12 protein-coding genes are annotated in these 15,355 nt (G+C 53.5%); 5 read left to right on the forward strand and 7 right to left on the reverse strand.

Annotated elements, in window-relative coordinates; genetic code table 11:
• Positions 1–202 precede the first annotated feature (202 nt).
• Complete coding sequence (locus KV190_RS01570; RefSeq protein ID WP_460195197.1) at positions 203–1,624, forward strand: ammonium transporter; 1,422 nt, start codon at positions 203–205, stop codon at positions 1,622–1,624.
• A 154-nt stretch (positions 1,625–1,778) separates the two neighbouring features.
• Positions 1,779–2,420: a tRNA (guanosine(46)-N7)-methyltransferase TrmB gene (gene trmB / locus KV190_RS01575; protein WP_460194299.1), complete on the forward strand. Its 642-nt coding sequence runs from the start codon at positions 1,779–1,781 to the stop codon at positions 2,418–2,420.
• On the opposite strand, the gene KV190_RS01580 is transcribed toward trmB, so the two are convergent.
• Together KV190_RS01580 and KV190_RS01585 are read right to left on the reverse strand one after the other, a co-directional pair.
• Entirely contained in the window at positions 2,417–3,121 is a 705-nt protein-coding gene (locus KV190_RS01580; protein ID WP_460194300.1) for an esterase/lipase family protein, read from the reverse strand. The two genes, trmB and KV190_RS01580, sit on opposite strands and share 4 nt — an antisense overlap.
• Positions 3,122–3,125: 4 nt before the next feature.
• The gene (locus KV190_RS01585) at positions 3,126–4,013 is read right to left on the reverse strand and encodes an MBL fold metallo-hydrolase (protein WP_460194301.1); all 888 of its coding nucleotides are present in this window, start codon (positions 4,011–4,013) and stop codon (positions 3,126–3,128) included.
• 291 nt (positions 4,014–4,304) lie between these two features.
• Between KV190_RS01585 and KV190_RS01590 the strand changes: the two genes are divergently transcribed.
• The 3 genes from KV190_RS01590 to KV190_RS01600 all read left to right on the forward strand — a co-directional run bounded on the left by KV190_RS01590 (position 4,305) and on the right by KV190_RS01600 (position 9,380).
• Positions 4,305–5,435, forward strand: coding sequence for a sigma-70 family RNA polymerase sigma factor (locus tag KV190_RS01590; RefSeq protein ID WP_460194302.1), 1,131 nt, complete (start codon positions 4,305–4,307; stop codon positions 5,433–5,435).
• A gap of 81 nt (positions 5,436–5,516) precedes the next feature.
• Positions 5,517–6,923, forward strand: a complete 1,407-nt coding sequence (locus KV190_RS01595) for a DUF1822 family protein (protein ID WP_460194303.1) — start codon at positions 5,517–5,519, stop codon at positions 6,921–6,923.
• 30 nt (positions 6,924–6,953) lie between these two features.
• A complete protein-coding gene (locus KV190_RS01600; RefSeq protein WP_460194304.1) occupies positions 6,954–9,380 on the forward strand; it encodes a CHAT domain-containing protein in 2,427 nt (808 codons plus the stop codon).
• A 280-nt stretch (positions 9,381–9,660) separates the two neighbouring features.
• Here KV190_RS01600 and KV190_RS01605 read toward each other — a convergent pair whose 3' ends face one another.
• From KV190_RS01605 to pheA, 5 genes are all read right to left on the reverse strand, one after another.
• Complete coding sequence (locus tag KV190_RS01605) at positions 9,661–10,236, reverse strand: Uma2 family endonuclease (RefSeq protein WP_460194305.1); 576 nt, start codon at positions 10,234–10,236, stop codon at positions 9,661–9,663.
• Positions 10,237–10,321: 85 nt separating this feature from the next.
• Positions 10,322–11,611 carry an exonuclease subunit SbcD gene (gene sbcD, locus KV190_RS01610; RefSeq protein ID WP_460194307.1) on the reverse strand — a complete coding sequence of 430 codons (1,290 nt, stop codon included), beginning with the start codon at positions 11,609–11,611 and terminating at the stop codon, positions 10,322–10,324.
• A gap of 5 nt (positions 11,612–11,616) precedes the next feature.
• Positions 11,617–13,251 carry an alpha-D-glucose phosphate-specific phosphoglucomutase gene (locus tag KV190_RS01615; RefSeq protein ID WP_460194309.1) on the reverse strand — a complete coding sequence of 545 codons (1,635 nt, stop codon included), beginning with the start codon at positions 13,249–13,251 and terminating at the stop codon, positions 11,617–11,619.
• A 130-nt stretch (positions 13,252–13,381) separates the two neighbouring features.
• Positions 13,382–14,473: an alanine dehydrogenase gene (gene ald / locus KV190_RS01620; RefSeq protein WP_460194310.1), complete on the reverse strand. Its 1,092-nt coding sequence runs from the start codon at positions 14,471–14,473 to the stop codon at positions 13,382–13,384.
• A gap of 7 nt (positions 14,474–14,480) precedes the next feature.
• Positions 14,481–15,329, reverse strand: coding sequence for a prephenate dehydratase (gene pheA / locus KV190_RS01625; RefSeq protein WP_460194312.1), 849 nt, complete (start codon positions 15,327–15,329; stop codon positions 14,481–14,483).
• Positions 15,330–15,355 lie beyond the last annotated feature (26 nt).

Here is a 15,355-nt window from a genome sequence, read left to right on the forward strand (position 1 = left end):
ATAACGCGATACAGATTTTCCAATCTAAGAACTGGTGCAATCAGAAGTTAACTGCGGGTCAATGCTTCGCTTAGCTCAAGCCAAACAACAGCCAGATGACTTTCTGGCGCGATGGTGCCGCAACTGCGATTTCTCCTCCGCTGAACTCATGTGCAACTCTACTCCATAATCGTTGAGAATGAAAGCGATGTCCAAGTTAAAACTGAAACGTGCTAGACGGCAAAAGCGCCCGTTACTAAACCTCGACTGGCAGCCCAATTTCCGCTGGCGATCGCCAGCCCTTGTCGCCTGCATTCCCCTAGCTTTAATCATTGTGGCTGTTTGGGGAGTGGCTGCTCAGGCACAGGATCAACCCCTCACCGCTGAAGACGTTCAAGGAGTACTCAACACCATTTGGGTACTAATTGCAGCGATTCTGGTGATTTTCATGAATGCCGGGTTTGGCATGTTGGAAACTGGCTTCTGCCGCCAGAAAAATGCTGTCAACATTCTTTCTAAAAACCTAATTGTTTTTGCTTTGGCCACCCTTGCCTACTGGGCGATCGGATTCTCTTTCATGTTTGGTACCGAGGGCAATGCTTTTATCGGCTTGGGGGGCTTTTTCCTCAGTAGTGAAAACCCCGAAACCTACGGTCTTGATCCCTTTCCGGAGGGTTTACCCATCGCTGTGGCCTTTCTGTTCCAAGCTGCCTTTGCAGGAACCGCAGCCACCATTGTTTCTGGGGCAGTGGCCGAACGGATCAAGTTTATTGACTTTTTGATTTTCAGCCTCCTGCTCACTGGTATCTCTTACCCCATTACGGGGCACTGGGTTTGGGGTGGTGGCCTCCTCAGCAGCATTGGTTTCCTTGGTGAAGATGTTGCCTTTAGTGATTTTGCTGGTTCAACCGTGGTGCATGCAGTCGGCGGTTGGGCGGCTCTAATGGGTGCTGCTTTCCTAGGGCCACGGATCGGCAAGTATGCGGCCGACGGTACTCCCCAAGCCTTACCGGGTCACAACATGGGCTTTGCCATGCTGGGGTGTTTGATCCTCTGGATCGGCTGGTTTGGTTTTAACCCTGGTTCTGAACTGGCTGCAAATGAAGCTGTACCCTACATCGCAGTCACAACAAACTTGGCGGCGGCAGCCGGTGGGGTTGCGGCAACAATTACCGCTTGGCTAGCCATTGGTAAGCCTGACCTCTCCATGATTATCAACGGTATTCTGGCGGGATTAGTGTCCATTACAGCACCCTGTGCAGGTGTGTCTTACTGGAGTGCTGTGATCATTGGTGCCATTGGCGGTGTGATTGTGGTCTATTCTGTCCTTTTCTTTGACCGCATCAAAATTGATGACCCCGTTGGTGCTACCTCTGTCCACCTAGTCTGCGGCACTTGGGGTACCTTAGCCGTTGGCTTGTTTGACAAAGAGTTAGGCTTGCTCACCGGCCACGGAGTGACTCAGTTGATTGCCCAGATCATCGGTATTTTGACAGTCGGTGGCTTTACTGTACTGCTGACCAGTATCTTTTGGCTGGCTCTCAAACAAACGCTTGGCATTCGTGTTTCCGAAGAAGAGGAACTCAAAGGCTTGGACATCGGCGAGCATGGCATGGAAGCCTACAGCGGTTTCTTGAAGGAGTAACTCGCCTGCCAATAAGTTTGGGGTCGTACCACGCCGCTGGACGATCCCATTGCCCTAGGTGGTTTTTGCTGTCCTCAGCTTTTGAGGGCAGTTTTTTTCTAACTTGGCAGTGATATACGCTACGCTATAGCGGCAGTACATTAGGGAGTTTTGGATGAGCGATCGCGCCATGGTGGTACGGGTGCGACAACACGTTAACCCTCTCAGTCAAAAATTCCAGCAGGACATTGCTGTTCCTGATTGGTCAACGATTTACGAGCAACCCTCGCAGCCTTTACATCTGGATATTGGCTGTGCCAAGGGGACGTTCTTGTTAGAAATGGCAGCACTGTATCCAGAGCAAAATTTTCTGGGTCTGGAAATTCGCTACCCGCTGGTGGTGACGGCCAATGAGCGGCGCGATCGCCAGCAACTTCGGAACCTCCACTACCTTTGGGGCAATGCCAATGTCCACTTGGGCAAAATCCTCGGCGGACTCCCCTTGCACACGGTCACGATTCAATTTCCAGATCCGTGGTTCAAGCGCCGTCACCATAAACGCCGTGTCGTCACTCCTGAACTGGTGGCCACCCTTGCCGAACTCCTGCCCGCTGGTGGGCGTGTTGTCCTTCAGTCAGATGTCTTTGAGGTGGCTGAATCGATGGTGCAACAGTTTCGTGCCCATGCCGCCTTTAGCTCAACCTGTACCAATTGGTTACCCCAGAGTCCTTGGCCCGTCGCGACAGAACGGGAAAAATGTGTCCTCAGTAAAGGATTACCCGTTTACCGCTGGCAATTTGAGCGGCGTGCCCTCTAACTGGCTTTCAAATACTGCTGCCAAGTAGCGACAATTGCTGGGGAGCCGTACCAAGGGGCATCGGGGCGATCGCGCAAGCGACTGCGAGGCGCATGGAGCACATCTTCATAGACCAGATTCTCTGCTCCCTCGAGGTGGGCTGCTGCCACCGGTGTCACCCCATCTCCCCAACAGGCACCCTCGCCACAGGTGAGTTTATAGCTTTGATAGGTAAACCAATTGGCAAACGAACCGCGTGGTGTGCCATAGATTGCCTTGCCCGCCAGACACACATAGCGAACTTGCGTGTAATAGGCACCAGGGTACGTGGTGTTCACAAAGTCGAGATTGCGGCGCGTCCAACGCTCCTGACTCCGATGCGGAGTACCCAACGTGATTAGCGTGTGCACCCATTTGTGACCCGCCCAAACCTGGCCATCATAGGGTTGATCCCCTAGGTAAATGCGGCTAATCCAGCCCCCCGCTGAATGGCCAATGAGATGCACGGCGGACGCCCCTGTTTCATTCAGAACATGCTGAATGGTGGTATCCAAGGCCTGTAAAATTGGCGCCACCGATCGCCCCCCCAACGTGGGAAACCACGAGCGTACCCTGAGGGGCACCACCTCCGCCACAAACCCCAATTGCCGCAGATAATCCCGCAGTGGGTAGTAGTCAGGGGCAGCCGCTAAATATCCCGGTAAAAGAACGACAGGCAACACAGGGCTAACTTGCTTGAGGCGTTGCCGGGAAGTGTATCACATTTGGATAGACGGAAATCATTAGCCCCTCGCGAGCCAAGAGCGTCTGCGGAAATTGTGCCCGTGCCAACTCACCGATGCGATCTAGACAGTCATCATCGTGGCTGGGGTCATGGTGAAACAAAATCAGTTGCTTGACTTGGGCGGCTTGGGCAAGCTTAACCGCCTCCTGCCATGTGGAATGCCCCCACCCCACCTTGCTCTGCTGCGGGTGATAGTATTCTTCATCGGTATAGGTGGCATCGTAGATCATCACATCAGCGCGATCGGCCAAGGCAAACGCCCCCGGATGCAACTGATCGGGCAAATGCTCCGTGTCTGTGATATAGGCCACATGAATACCCTGCCAACTCACACGGTAGCCCACCCCTCCACCTGGATGATTCAGGGCTTCATTACTCACCACCACACCACCGCCTAGGTGTACCTGTTCGCCCGCTTCCAAGTCATAAAAACGCAAATCTCCCCCCATAATCTGCAACGGGACAGGAAAGTTGGGGTGCAGCATTTGATCATTGAGTCGTCGTTCAATGCCCTGACCATTTTTCCCCGGCACTGCGTAGATATGGAACTGGTTCCCCGGTACAAAGGCGGGCTGAAAGAAGGGAAAACCCTGAATATGATCCCAGTGGGTATGGGTAAAGAATAAATGTGCCGCCACCGGCTGTTGACTCATTAAGTGCTCCCCCAGAACCCGCAAGCCCGTACCGCCGTCAAAAATAATCCGTTGACCATTGGCTTGAATTTCCACGCAGGGAGTGTTACCGCCATAACGGACAGTGTGGGAACCGGGACAGGGAATACTGCCGCGCACGCCCCAAAACCGAATGGTAAGTGGGTTAAACATGGGCATATCGCAAATCTTGATCGTAGTGTGCCACAGAAAACACTCTTGACTTGTGATATGGATCATCCTCCTGCTGTGACGCTAGGAGTTGATAGAGTGGGGGCTAGCTGCCACCAAGGTTGGTAAAAAATTTTTTCTAAAATCTGCAAGGGGAGTGCATATTTGCAAAAACGTCATTGGATAAATGAATAAAGGGTTGTGTCGGGAGGATAGATGAAAATGCCCAGTGAATAAAGCAGGCGGTCACGTTTCTCCGTACGGTTGTCCTTATGTATTGATATCTAGTGAGAGCGATTGATGACACGCCAACCCTGCGATAAACTCATTGCTTTGCTGCGATTTGACGGTTCCGATCGCCCGCGCTGGTATTGTGATCGCCAACTACAGGCCTACTTCACAGCAGCGGGGTACAACCTCGAGGAGCCGGACCCAACGGCTGTCTTCCTCCTCCAACAATTACAGAGTCAGCCGAACCATGGTGACGCCCACTACTGGCGGCGGGGTCTGTTTTGCTATCTCCAAGAAACTAGTTGGTCTGTAGCCATGACCCTACGAGAGAAAGTTGGCGGGATGCATCAGGTCACTGACTGTTTTCAGCAGGCTTGCTGTCTCACTAATGATCCCCTCAAGCTACTGCGTGGCTTTGATCCCCAACGAGGTACGCGGCTATCCACCTATGCTTATCTCCGTATCTATGACGGTGTGTATGCTGTGCTGGTGGGGGTTCGGCAATCAGATTGGGGCTTACTTAAACACACACGCCCCCGCTCTCTCTCCTCAGCCTTGAAGAATCAAGGATACAGGGAAGATGAAATCGAGCAAATCCAACAGCTTGTCCAGTTCTGGAAAGAGTTGGTGGATCAGCCCACTGCTCCCGATCAGGCACTGCTAGATCAGATGGCTAAAACCTATCATCAATGTCGGCCTGATCTTCCCGCTATAACCCCTAGCGAAGTTGAAACCCTGCTCCGCACAGCGATCGCTGCCTTGCGAGCCTATCGCCAACCACAGGTGGTGAATACCACTGAGCAAAGGTTTTGGGACACCCTAGAAGGAGGAAATAGCCCTTGGGCAGTAACCCTGAGGCAGGAAGAACAGGAAACCCTTAAACGGGTCTTTGAAATTCTGAAACATGCGGTTGAGGCACTGGATGACGCTAGCCGTCAGGTGTTTTGTCTGTACTATTGCGAGCAGGTCAGCCAACAACAAATTGCCCAGCACTTGGGCTTTGCAAAACAATATCAGGTGTCTCGCGCCCTAGAGCGGATTCGTGGTCATTTGGCGAAAGCGCTACTCGCAGCCCTTAACCAACCCACGCATCCTCAACGCCTCAAGGAGGTAACGGTGGCTATCAATCTCTGGTTGAAGGCGGGTTATAAAGTGTTAGCAGCGTCTTGTCAGCGGTGTGGTCGGGTGGGTATGGCATAACACTGTCGTTATGAGGGTGCATCTTGACTGTTTTGTAAACGGTATGAACTTTTGGGAGTTGTTGTACTTAGGTAAGGAACCATGACATCGCTATCACTTTCGTTTCTCACTGCCATAGATGCGCCACCGATGGCGCACACGGAACACGTTCACATTGACTTAGCAGATTGTGGCGATCGCGTTCCGAGCAGCTTGGGCGATCGCCAGTGGATTGAGCAGATCACAGCGGCTGCCCGCGCTTACCGCCGTGGCAGTGTCCGAATGAATGCGATGGCCTATGTAGCCGTGCGCTACTGGTTCGCAGAAATGGGCATTAGTGCCGAAGCGTTTCTCTCCACCGTCGAACTGCCCATCTTTTGGGAATTTGTCAACGGCACCCTCCTCAAGACCGCCATCGGTCAAGTGTTGATTGTGCCCGATACCACCATAGAGCTTGACGAGTGCCGCATTCCTCAGGAATGGTTGCAGATTGCCGCTTGGAAACCTGATTACATCTTGGGTGTACAAGTCTTTGCTGAAGAAGCGCAGGTCAGACTCTGGGGCTATGCACCAAGCAGCAGTGTGAATCGTTCTGCCATTGATGCCTTGAGCCGTACCTACATCCTCGATCGCGAGGACATGATCGAAGATGTGCCCCTCATTGCTGCCTTGCCGGCATGCCATCACATCCCTGTTCGATCACCTGCGGCAACTGCCATTCCCACAGACACGCTTCAGCAAATTGCCAGTGGCGAGATTCTCTTGCCCCGCTTGGTGTTGCCCCTAGAGCAATGGCTGCACATCATTGGGCAACCTCGCCATCGCCTTGATCTCTTTTTGGCCTGTCATCCGCAGCGGCTGAGTCTATGGCTTTATGCCAAGACCAAGGGCGTTAGCAACCTGTTGGGTCAAGTGTGGCAAGACGTGCAGGAACTTCTTGAGGAGGGCGCTATGATCAATCCCTATCTCAGTTGGAAGCTGGGCTGGACATCGCCAGAGTGGGCATTGCGCTCCAATGACACGTTAGAAGCCATGCAAGCTCAAGCTCAATTACGCCAAGCCTTGGAAACGGAGGATTGTCGCCAAGCGGTTGCCCTCCTCAAAGACCTGATTGCCACCACTGCCGATGAAGGATTGCGCTGGATGGCGGCAGAATATCTCCACGCTAAAGATGCCAATGCCCCAGAGGCGGGGGTGTGGAAAACTCGTACCGTGGACTTGGGTCTTGCCCTCGGCGGACAGTCCTTTGGCTTGGTCATGGCCGTACTGCCGCGAGATGCGGTGTCTGCCAATATTCTTGTGCGCGTCACTGCCCTCAAGGTGGGAGAAACCTTGCCCCCAGACTTGGTTTTGACGATTACGGAGGCCAATGGCAATACCTTTGCCCAAGTCACCAGTCGGCAGCAGGATCAAGCGGTGCAGTACAAGTTTTGGGGACAAATTGGCGAAACTTTTGGCATCACATTGGCCTATGGAGATGCTAAGATCACGGAAACTTTTGTTGTCTAGCTGCATTGGCTCTTTTTAACTGCTGCTGCGATGAAACACGTCTGCCTCGAAATCTACGGGGGCTGCCTTGAGCAGCATTCCCTCAGGGGTCGCCTATTACTGGGGACAGAAAGCCAAGTGGATGCCTATGGGGTGTATCCTGTAGAGTTTCCAGCAATGCCTCACCTTCCCCACCGGTATCGGCAGTGGCGCGACGCCTATCACGGGTATGCGAAGAATACTCGTCTGGGGGCTAGCGGTAACCAAATTACGAACATTGGTACTCAGCAACCCACCCTCCTTAAAGAGGTACGGCAAAACTACACTGACCTTGTGACTACCCTTGGCACGTGGTTGCACAATACTCGCATCAGTTATCTCCGCGAGGAACAGATCAAGGAGCAAACTTCATGTTCCAAGGAGCAGACTTCATTTTTTGGCCTAGGCAACTTTATCTTGCCGCCGCCGATGAACGAGATTCACCGCATTTCTGTGCAGACAGATTTTGTTGAACTGTGGCACTATCCATGGCACGACTGGACACCGATTCGCCAACACAGCAATCTGGATGTGGTGTTTTCACCAATGGTGTATCAGTCCCTGAAGTCTTCGACGGCGCACCATGAGCGGGTACGCATTTTGGCAATTTTTGGGGCGAATGGCGACCTCGATTTGGAGGGGGATCTTGAGGTTCTCAGGGCGTTACCCAATGTTGAACTCCGCTGCCTGCGATCGCCCCAATTAAGTGAACTCTATTCTTTGTGGTGTCAGCCTTGGGACATTCTCTTTTTTGCTGGGCATAGTCAGGGTAATGGCATTATTATCAACAATCAAGAGGAACCATTAGAGATTCGCGAACTTTATCGTACGCTTGAACGTGCAGTGGGGCAGGGGCTAAAACTGGCGATCTTTAATTCCTGTGACAGTATTCCCCTAGGACAGTTTTTAATTCAGTTGGGGTTGCCCCACGCGATCGTGATGCGCGAAGCGGTTCCGAATATTGCCGCTGAGTTGTTTTTGAAGTACTTTTTACAGAACTTTCACGGCGGTGCAGATCTCTATGCCGCTGTTGCTCAAGCGCGATCGCAATTGCGCGAACTGAGTCGCTGCGATGATCATCTGCCGGGCACATCAGCGCTGCCCTTAATTTGCCGCCATCCCCAAGCCCGCTGCCTACACTGGCACCACCTATGGCGATCGGACGCCAGTCCTGTGACTGTTAGTGTGACGACCAGCGATCGCCCCTCGTCAAAAGCTTCTGAATTCCCCAACTTCCTCTACTGGTGTCGCTGGCAATTGGAACTAGCGCAACTGAGACCCCAAGCGCTGCAAGATGATCCGGGTCGCTGGATAACGGTCATGCCCAAGGGGGTGAATCACCAAACGCCGCAGCAAAACTACCAACACGCCCTTGCCAATATTAGCCACTGGGCCTGTGGTGTCCAACAAACCACCGGCGGCTTTCCCGAGCAACCGGAGCTGGCCTTTTTCTTTCCTGCCCTTGGGGCGGAGGCTCGCCAATGTCTGCCACGGGTTTCTAGTCGAGAGCTACTACCCTACCTTGAATCCCTAGTTGTTGAGCAGCAGGAACTCTCCCGCATCCGTGCCGCTTTTTTGATTGCCCAGCAATATCCCAATGTCAGCCACCTCAGTACAGCGTTTCAAGTTTTAGAGAACACCTTACGCCAAGACACCAAGCCCCAAGTGCGCGAAGAGCTATTAGCGGAGTGTCAGCAATTTCTCAAGGAGCTAGATGCCAAGCTTGTCAGGAGCGTTTGGGACAGTACGACGGGGGAGCACCTACAGCAGTTTTTACAGCGGCTGCTCCATTATCCCCAACAGTCTAACCGCCTGAAACTGGCGATCGCCTCTGTTCTCATTACTGCAAAAGGCCGTTGGGCGGTTGAAGCCAGCAATGTTGCCCTAGAGATTTTTCGTAACTCCTCATACCTAGAGGATGTGATCCTTGCCAGTCGGTGTTTACACCAAGCGGGGGTGCGGCAGTGGGAAGTTGTGGGTCGGCTAGAGCGCTATTTGGGTTTGGCCACGGTACAGTCCCACCAGATTGCCCTTTCCGGCGCCCTTGGCATTGTGAGTCCGAATCATCCCCAAGCCATTGATACCCTTGAGTTAATCATTGAGCAGCAGGCCTATGACTTAGAAACACTGATGGCGGCGGTGCGTGCCCTTCACCGCATTGCCCCTGAGCATCCCGTTGTATTGGCGACCCTGCGATCGCTCCTAGCCAAGGCACAGGAAACCCAAGATATTCTCGGCTTTTACTATGGCCTAGCGGCTCTCGATGAATTGCAGCAGCCCCTAACCCCCTACATCTCAACCACAGTTATCCCGTGGGTTTGCCAGAAAATTGCCGTTTTCAAGGCGCAAGAAGAACCCTACCTGATGGCTCCCTATACCGTGCTGTGGTACTGTAGCCGCCATATTCCCTACCAAGAATTTGCAAATCTTTGGCAATAGTCAACTTCCCCTAAGGAGCGTGAGATCAAGCGCTTGCTGCGGATCAACCGTAGGGACTAAAGAAAAAATGGGGTCGTCGCAATGACTGACCCCGCCTGCCGATTCCTCAGAGAGGAGAACACTAAGACTTAGCCTAAGTCAGATGAGAAAAAATGTCAACAAGCTCGAAGAAAAAGTTTGCCCAAGATGCCGAGCACCCTCTTGCCCTGTCTCCCTCAGATTCCAAGCCATGGGCTTTCGCCCTAACCTCTGAGAAAAGTTACCACTGCTTAGGGGGGTGCTAAAGGTTGAAGAGTTGCTCAGCCGTCACCACCAATTGCGGGAGTAGCGTTGATCGAATTAGGGATTGTCCTTGCAATTCAGTGAGCTGATAAGATTGACCGACTAAAACGCAAAGCACCACCTTTTGTTCTTCAGGGTCAACGATCCAATATTCAGGAATGCCCATTTCGGCATACTCTCGACGTTTTGTGTGATACTCGCGATCGCGATTCACATTGCCTGGACTAACGACTTCTACTACTAAAAGCGGTGGGCGTTCGACGATCGCCGAAAGCGGATTTTGTTTGCGCAGAGCATCCCAGTCTTCGCAGTGCAAAATGCATAAATCTGGTTCCCGTGATGTTCGCAGGCCAGTACGCACGCCAATGCCACCGGGGAAAATTTCAAAGGGTAAATGATTCGCTTTAATTTCGTTTTCAAGCGTGGTGAATAAAAATCGAATAATTGCGATATGTAGGGGGCTACCGGTTGGCATGGTAATAATTTCGCCATCTTCTAATTCAATGCGATGATCTGCCGCATCATAATCAAGGAACTCCGCAAAGGTAACCTTTTTAACGGGAGTTTGAGTCATGGCTGAATCTCGCAAATTCAAACACAATTTTTAATGCCTAACTCCAGCCTAGCCTACCGGACTTGAGTCAAAGCTTAACTTCAGGCTAGGAGAGCAATTTCAGTTGCTGAATCACAGGTTCGGGCGATCGCGGCATCTCTGGAGTGTCTTGACTCTCCTCTTCAGGAGAACCATCAAGGGTTTGGAGTGCCGCTAGCAGATCTTGGCGCAGGGGTTCAAGGTCAGGGTGATGATCCAGATATAGTTGCAGGGCATGGCTGGGGTCAAGGCACTGTTCGAGGGCAACTTCTGGCAGGCGGGCAATGGGCTGGCTATTGACGAGTTGAGGCAGAAGACTAACGCTGTGGGCACTTTCAAGCGCTTTTTGCAGTTCATGGAGGTTAATCAGGGGAATTTGATCGGGGCGCAGTTGATACATGACCCGCACCACAGCTCCGGTGATGTCCCCGCTGGCGATCGCCCCCAAGAGCGCGGCTTGGGGATCCAGTTCCACCTCGGTTAAGTCCACACGAATGGTGCGGAAGGGGCGGGTGGGTAGGGGACAAAACTGAAATTCCGTTTTGCCCTTAGCGAGGTTCACCAAGACATAGCCCTTTTCTTCCCCCTCTTCCCCAAAATCCACCCGCTCAATGCTGCCGGGATAGACCACGGGCGGATCGTGACACAGGACTTGATGGCGATGGACATGGCCAAGGGCAACGTAATCAAAACAGGGGCGTGCCAAAAAACTCAGGGGAATCGTAAAACCTTTGCCGGCACTCAAATAGCGTTCAGAGCCGTACTGAGCCGTATCCACCATGGCATGGGCAAGTAAGACCGTAGGCAACGCCGGATCAAGTTGGCGAATTTCCCCCTCAAGGGCAAGGCGCAGCCGCTCTAGGAGCAGTTGATGCACATCCGCAAGGGAAAGGCCACTGGTTTCTGGCCGAGTGAGGAGCGTAGATCGGGTTAACCAAGGGAGGGTAATGACTTGAACACTGCCGCGGCGAGTTTCAATGCGATGGGTAGCCAAGCGATCGCCCACGATAAAGCCGGGCACCCCAAGGGTGCGATAGAGACTGAGACTCGCGCCCCCCTGTCCTTGGGCGTGCTGATCGTGGTTGCCCACCAGCAAAACCGTGGGAATGCGGGCATCCGCCAAGCGGCGAAATTGGCTGGCAAAGGCTTCATGGACAAGGGGCGGTGGCGTTGCATCGGGAAAGGCATCACCGCCAAAGAGCACCAGATCAACCGGTTCACTGAGGGCACGGTCAATACAGGTGGCCAGAGCAGCAATAAAATCCTCAAGGCGCGTATTCAAGCCTGTGGCCGGGTTAATGTGGCCATGACTGAGGCCACTGCCGAGGTGAATATCAGACACATGGAGAATTTTCATAGCGATCAGGTGATGACCGTGGGGCGATTGCGACCCGTTAAGCCTTGGATATTCGCCACTTCATTGGCCAGTTGAATGAGATCGGCGAGAGCCACTTGGGCATCGAGGTGCTGCTGGGCAGGATTGGGTTCAAAGCGCTCTAAATAGACCCGTAGCGTTGCCCCTTGGGTTCCCGTTCCTGACAGGCGATAGACAATACGACTGCCATCCTCAAAAATCAGCCGAATGCCTTGATTTTGGCTGACGCTATGATCCACTGGATCGGTGTAGCTAAAGTTATCGGCAGTGGCGACGGTGTAGGCACCTAAAGTCTGACCCACCAAGCTAGGCAGTTTTTGCTCGAGTTGGCTCATTAGGGTGTGGGCGCGATCGCTCTCGATGCCTTCGTAATCATGACGCGAGTAGTAGTTGCGGCCATAGGTTTGCCAGTGGGCTTTGACAATCTCAGCCACCGAGGTTTGGCGGACAGCCAAGATATTCAACCAAAAGAGCACAGCCCAGAGGCCATCTTTTTCGCGCACATGGTTGGAGCCAGTCCCAAAACTTTCCTCACCGCAGAGAGTGGCTTTACCAGCATCGAGGAGGTTGCCAAAAAACTTCCAGCCTGTGGGGGTTTCATAACAGTCAATACCCAGCTTGGCCGCAACGCGATCGGCCGCTTGACTGGTGGGCATCGAACGGGCAATCCCCGCTAATCCGTCTTTGTAGCCGGGCACGAGTTGGGCATTGGCGGCCAGAATGGCTAGGCTGTCGCTGGGGGTAACAAAACAGTTTGCCCCCAAAATCATGTTGCGATCGCCATCGCCATCAGAGGCAGCACCAAAATCCGGCGGATGCTCACCAAACAGTTGCTGCACCAAATCATGGGCATAGACCAAATTGGGGTCGGGATGACCACCGCCAAAGTCCGGTAGCGGCACACCATTTTGAACCGTGCCTTGGGGTGCCCCTAGGCGTTTTTCAATGATCCGATGGGCATAAGGTCCCGTAACTGCGTGCATGGCATCAAAGACAAGGCGCAGCTTCCCAGTGCGAATTACCTCGGCAATGCGATCAAAGTCAAAGAGAGTCTCCAGCAGCGCTTGATAATCGGCGACGGGGTCAATGACTTCAACAATCATTTCACCCAAGGGAAACTCCCCAAGGGTGTGCAGATTGACATCGGGGGCGGTGTAAATGTTGTAGCTGGTGAGGGCGAGGCTGCGCTCGTAGATGGCATTGGTGACTTTTTCTGGAGCAGGCCCGCCATTGGCAATGTTGAACTTGACGCCAAAATCTCCCTGTGGCCCTGCGGGGTTGTGACTGGCTGAGAGAATAATGCCACCGATCGCCCCATACTTGCGGATCACACAGGAGGCTGCCGGCGTTGAGAGAATGCCATTTTGCCCCACCTTGACCCGTGCAAAGCCATTGGCTGCGGCCATCTTGAGGATGACTTGAATCGCCTCAGCATTGAAGTAACGGCCATCACCCCCTAGGACAAGGGTTTGCCCCTGCGGTGCCTCAATGGTGTCAAAAATCGCTTGGATAAAGTTTTCCAGATAATGGGGCTGCTGGAAAACAGGTACCGCCTTACGCAACCCAGAGGTGCCGGGTTTTTGATCCTTGAAGGGAGTGGTGGCAATAACTTGAATACCCATTAGGAGGCTCCACAAGGGGACTATCACTATAAGGGCAGCTTAGTCGGCTCCAGAATCGTGGTCAAGACCTGTTTCCACTCAATCTACTAAGAACGGGTCTCAGTCTGTCCAGAGGTGCTTGATCGTTGGCCTAAAGATCGGGAAAGACAACCCGCACATCGGGATGGACTAAATGGTGCTGCTTGACCACTAGACCCTTGGCAAGGGCAGGGGAGAGTTCAAGGGCGCGATCGCCATGATCGGCGAGGCAAAGGATATAGGGCAAGGTGCTATTCGTCAGGGCTTGGGTGGCTGTCCAAGGCACGGCTCCCGGCATATTGGGCACGCCATAGTGAACCACACCAAAGGCAGTATAGGTGGGGTTGGAGTGGGTAGTGGGTCGCAGCGTTTCCACACAGCCCCCTTGATCCACGGCCACATCAATGATCACCGCTCCGGGGCGCATCGTTTGCACGAGGGACTTGGGTACTAAACAGGGGGGACGCTGACCCGGCACAAGGACAGCACCAATCACTAAGTCCGCTTGGGGCAATAGCTCGGCAATGAGGTGAGAACTGCTGTAGAGGTACTCCACCCGTGCGCCAAAGAGGGTTTCTAGGTACTTGAGACGCTCGACATTGATGTCAAGAATGCTCACCTGTGCCCCCAATCCCACGGCCATCCGCGCCGCTTCTGTGCCGACGACACCGCCCCCTAAAATGACAACCCGCCCCGGCCGCACCCCCGGAATGCCACTGAGGAGCACTCCCCGCCCCCCTTGGGTACGCTCTAGGAAGCGGGCACCAAACTGCACTGCCAACCGACCAGCAATCATGCTCATAGGGGTTAGCAGCGGGAAGCTGCGTTGGTGATGATGCGTTTCTTCAACACTTTCGTAGGCGATCGCTGTTGTCCCCGATTGCAGCAGTGCCACCGTTAGCTCGCGACTAGCGGCAAGGTGCAAGTAGGTAAAGAGCAATTGGCCCGAACGCAAATAGCGATACTCCGAGGGCAGGGGTTCCTTGACTTTGACCACCAGTTGGGCATCCCAAGCGGCTTGAGCCGTGGCAACAATTTGGGCACCTGCGGCAACATAGGCCTCATCGAGGAAGCCTGAACCCACTCCCGCACCACTTTCAATGAGAACCTCATGGCCGCGCTCCCGCAGACTTTGTACCCCCGCTGGCGTCAGACCAACGCGAAATTCTTGATCCTTCATTTCTTTGGGGACACCGATACGCATGGCCAATCTATTCTCCGAGGTCTAGAAATTGATAACTACCAAAGACTTTCAACACATCTGTAGCGTCCTTGAGCGCCAGCAGACAATCAGCCACCACATCGGGGCGACCATTCACCTCTAAGTCAACAAAGAAAAGATAATCTCCCAAAGCACGTTTGCTGGGGCGCGATTCAATGCGGCTGAGGTTAATCTGGCGATCGCTAAAGAGTTGCAGCACCTTGAGCAGGGCACCGGGGGCATTGGCCTTCAGGCTAAAGGCAATGGAAGTGTGGGTATCCCCCGGCTGTGGCCAGCCTTCCCCCTGTTGGCGACTCACCACCCAAAACCGCGTGCAATTGTCGGGAATATCCTGAATTTCGGTGGCCACAATGGGCAATTGATGGAGTTGGGCGGCTCGCACAGAGGCGATCGCCCCCGCCCGATCAGAGTGAGCCACGTATTGCAGCCCTTCGGCGGTAGAGGTCACAGGACATTGGCGCGCATGGGGAAGATGGGTTTGCAACCAGCGCTGGCACTGCCCGAGAGCTTGGGGATGGGAATAGACCACTTGAATTTGGGCTAAATCTGTGGTTTGGGCAATGAAGGCATGGACAATGGGGCGAATAAAGGCATACTGAATGTGCAGTGTATCCAGTCGCCACAGCGAATCAAGGGTAATGTTGACACTGCCCTCAACGGAATTTTCACTGGGCACTAACGCCAAATCTAACTCGCCGGCGGCCAACGCCTCCAAACAGCCAGCGATCGTCGTCAAGGGAATCAGTATCAGGGGTTCACCCTGTTGCCATTGGGCATAGCTTTGAGCCGCTTCTTCACTGTAGGTGCCCACTGGGCCAAGATAACCCAGCTTCACCATAGATGATCCAGACAAGGGGGGCAAAG

It is taken from the genome of Thermosynechococcus sp. FA-CM-4201, assembly GCF_054689355.1.

Excerpts from the sequence above, each read along its gene's own strand:
- KV190_RS01605 (WP_460194305.1), bottom strand. The coding sequence starts at position 10,236 with ATGACTCAAACTCCCGTTAAAAAGGTTACCTTTGCGGAGTTCCTTGAT.
- ald (WP_460194310.1), bottom strand. The coding sequence starts at position 14,473 with ATGCGTATCGGTGTCCCCAAAGAAATGAAGGATCAAGAATTTCGCGTT.
- KV190_RS01585 (WP_460194301.1), bottom strand. The coding sequence starts at position 4,013 with ATGCCCATGTTTAACCCACTTACCATTCGGTTTTGGGGCGTGCGCGGC.
- KV190_RS01595 (WP_460194303.1), top strand. The coding sequence starts at position 5,517 with ATGACATCGCTATCACTTTCGTTTCTCACTGCCATAGATGCGCCACCG.
- KV190_RS01600 (WP_460194304.1), top strand. The coding sequence starts at position 6,954 with ATGAAACACGTCTGCCTCGAAATCTACGGGGGCTGCCTTGAGCAGCAT.
- sbcD (WP_460194307.1), bottom strand. The coding sequence starts at position 11,611 with ATGAAAATTCTCCATGTGTCTGATATTCACCTCGGCAGTGGCCTCAGT.
- trmB (WP_460194299.1), top strand. The coding sequence starts at position 1,779 with ATGAGCGATCGCGCCATGGTGGTACGGGTGCGACAACACGTTAACCCT.
- KV190_RS01615 (WP_460194309.1), bottom strand. The coding sequence starts at position 13,251 with ATGGGTATTCAAGTTATTGCCACCACTCCCTTCAAGGATCAAAAACCC.
- KV190_RS01590 (WP_460194302.1), top strand. The coding sequence starts at position 4,305 with ATGACACGCCAACCCTGCGATAAACTCATTGCTTTGCTGCGATTTGAC.
- pheA (WP_460194312.1), bottom strand. The coding sequence starts at position 15,329 with ATGGTGAAGCTGGGTTATCTTGGCCCAGTGGGCACCTACAGTGAAGAA.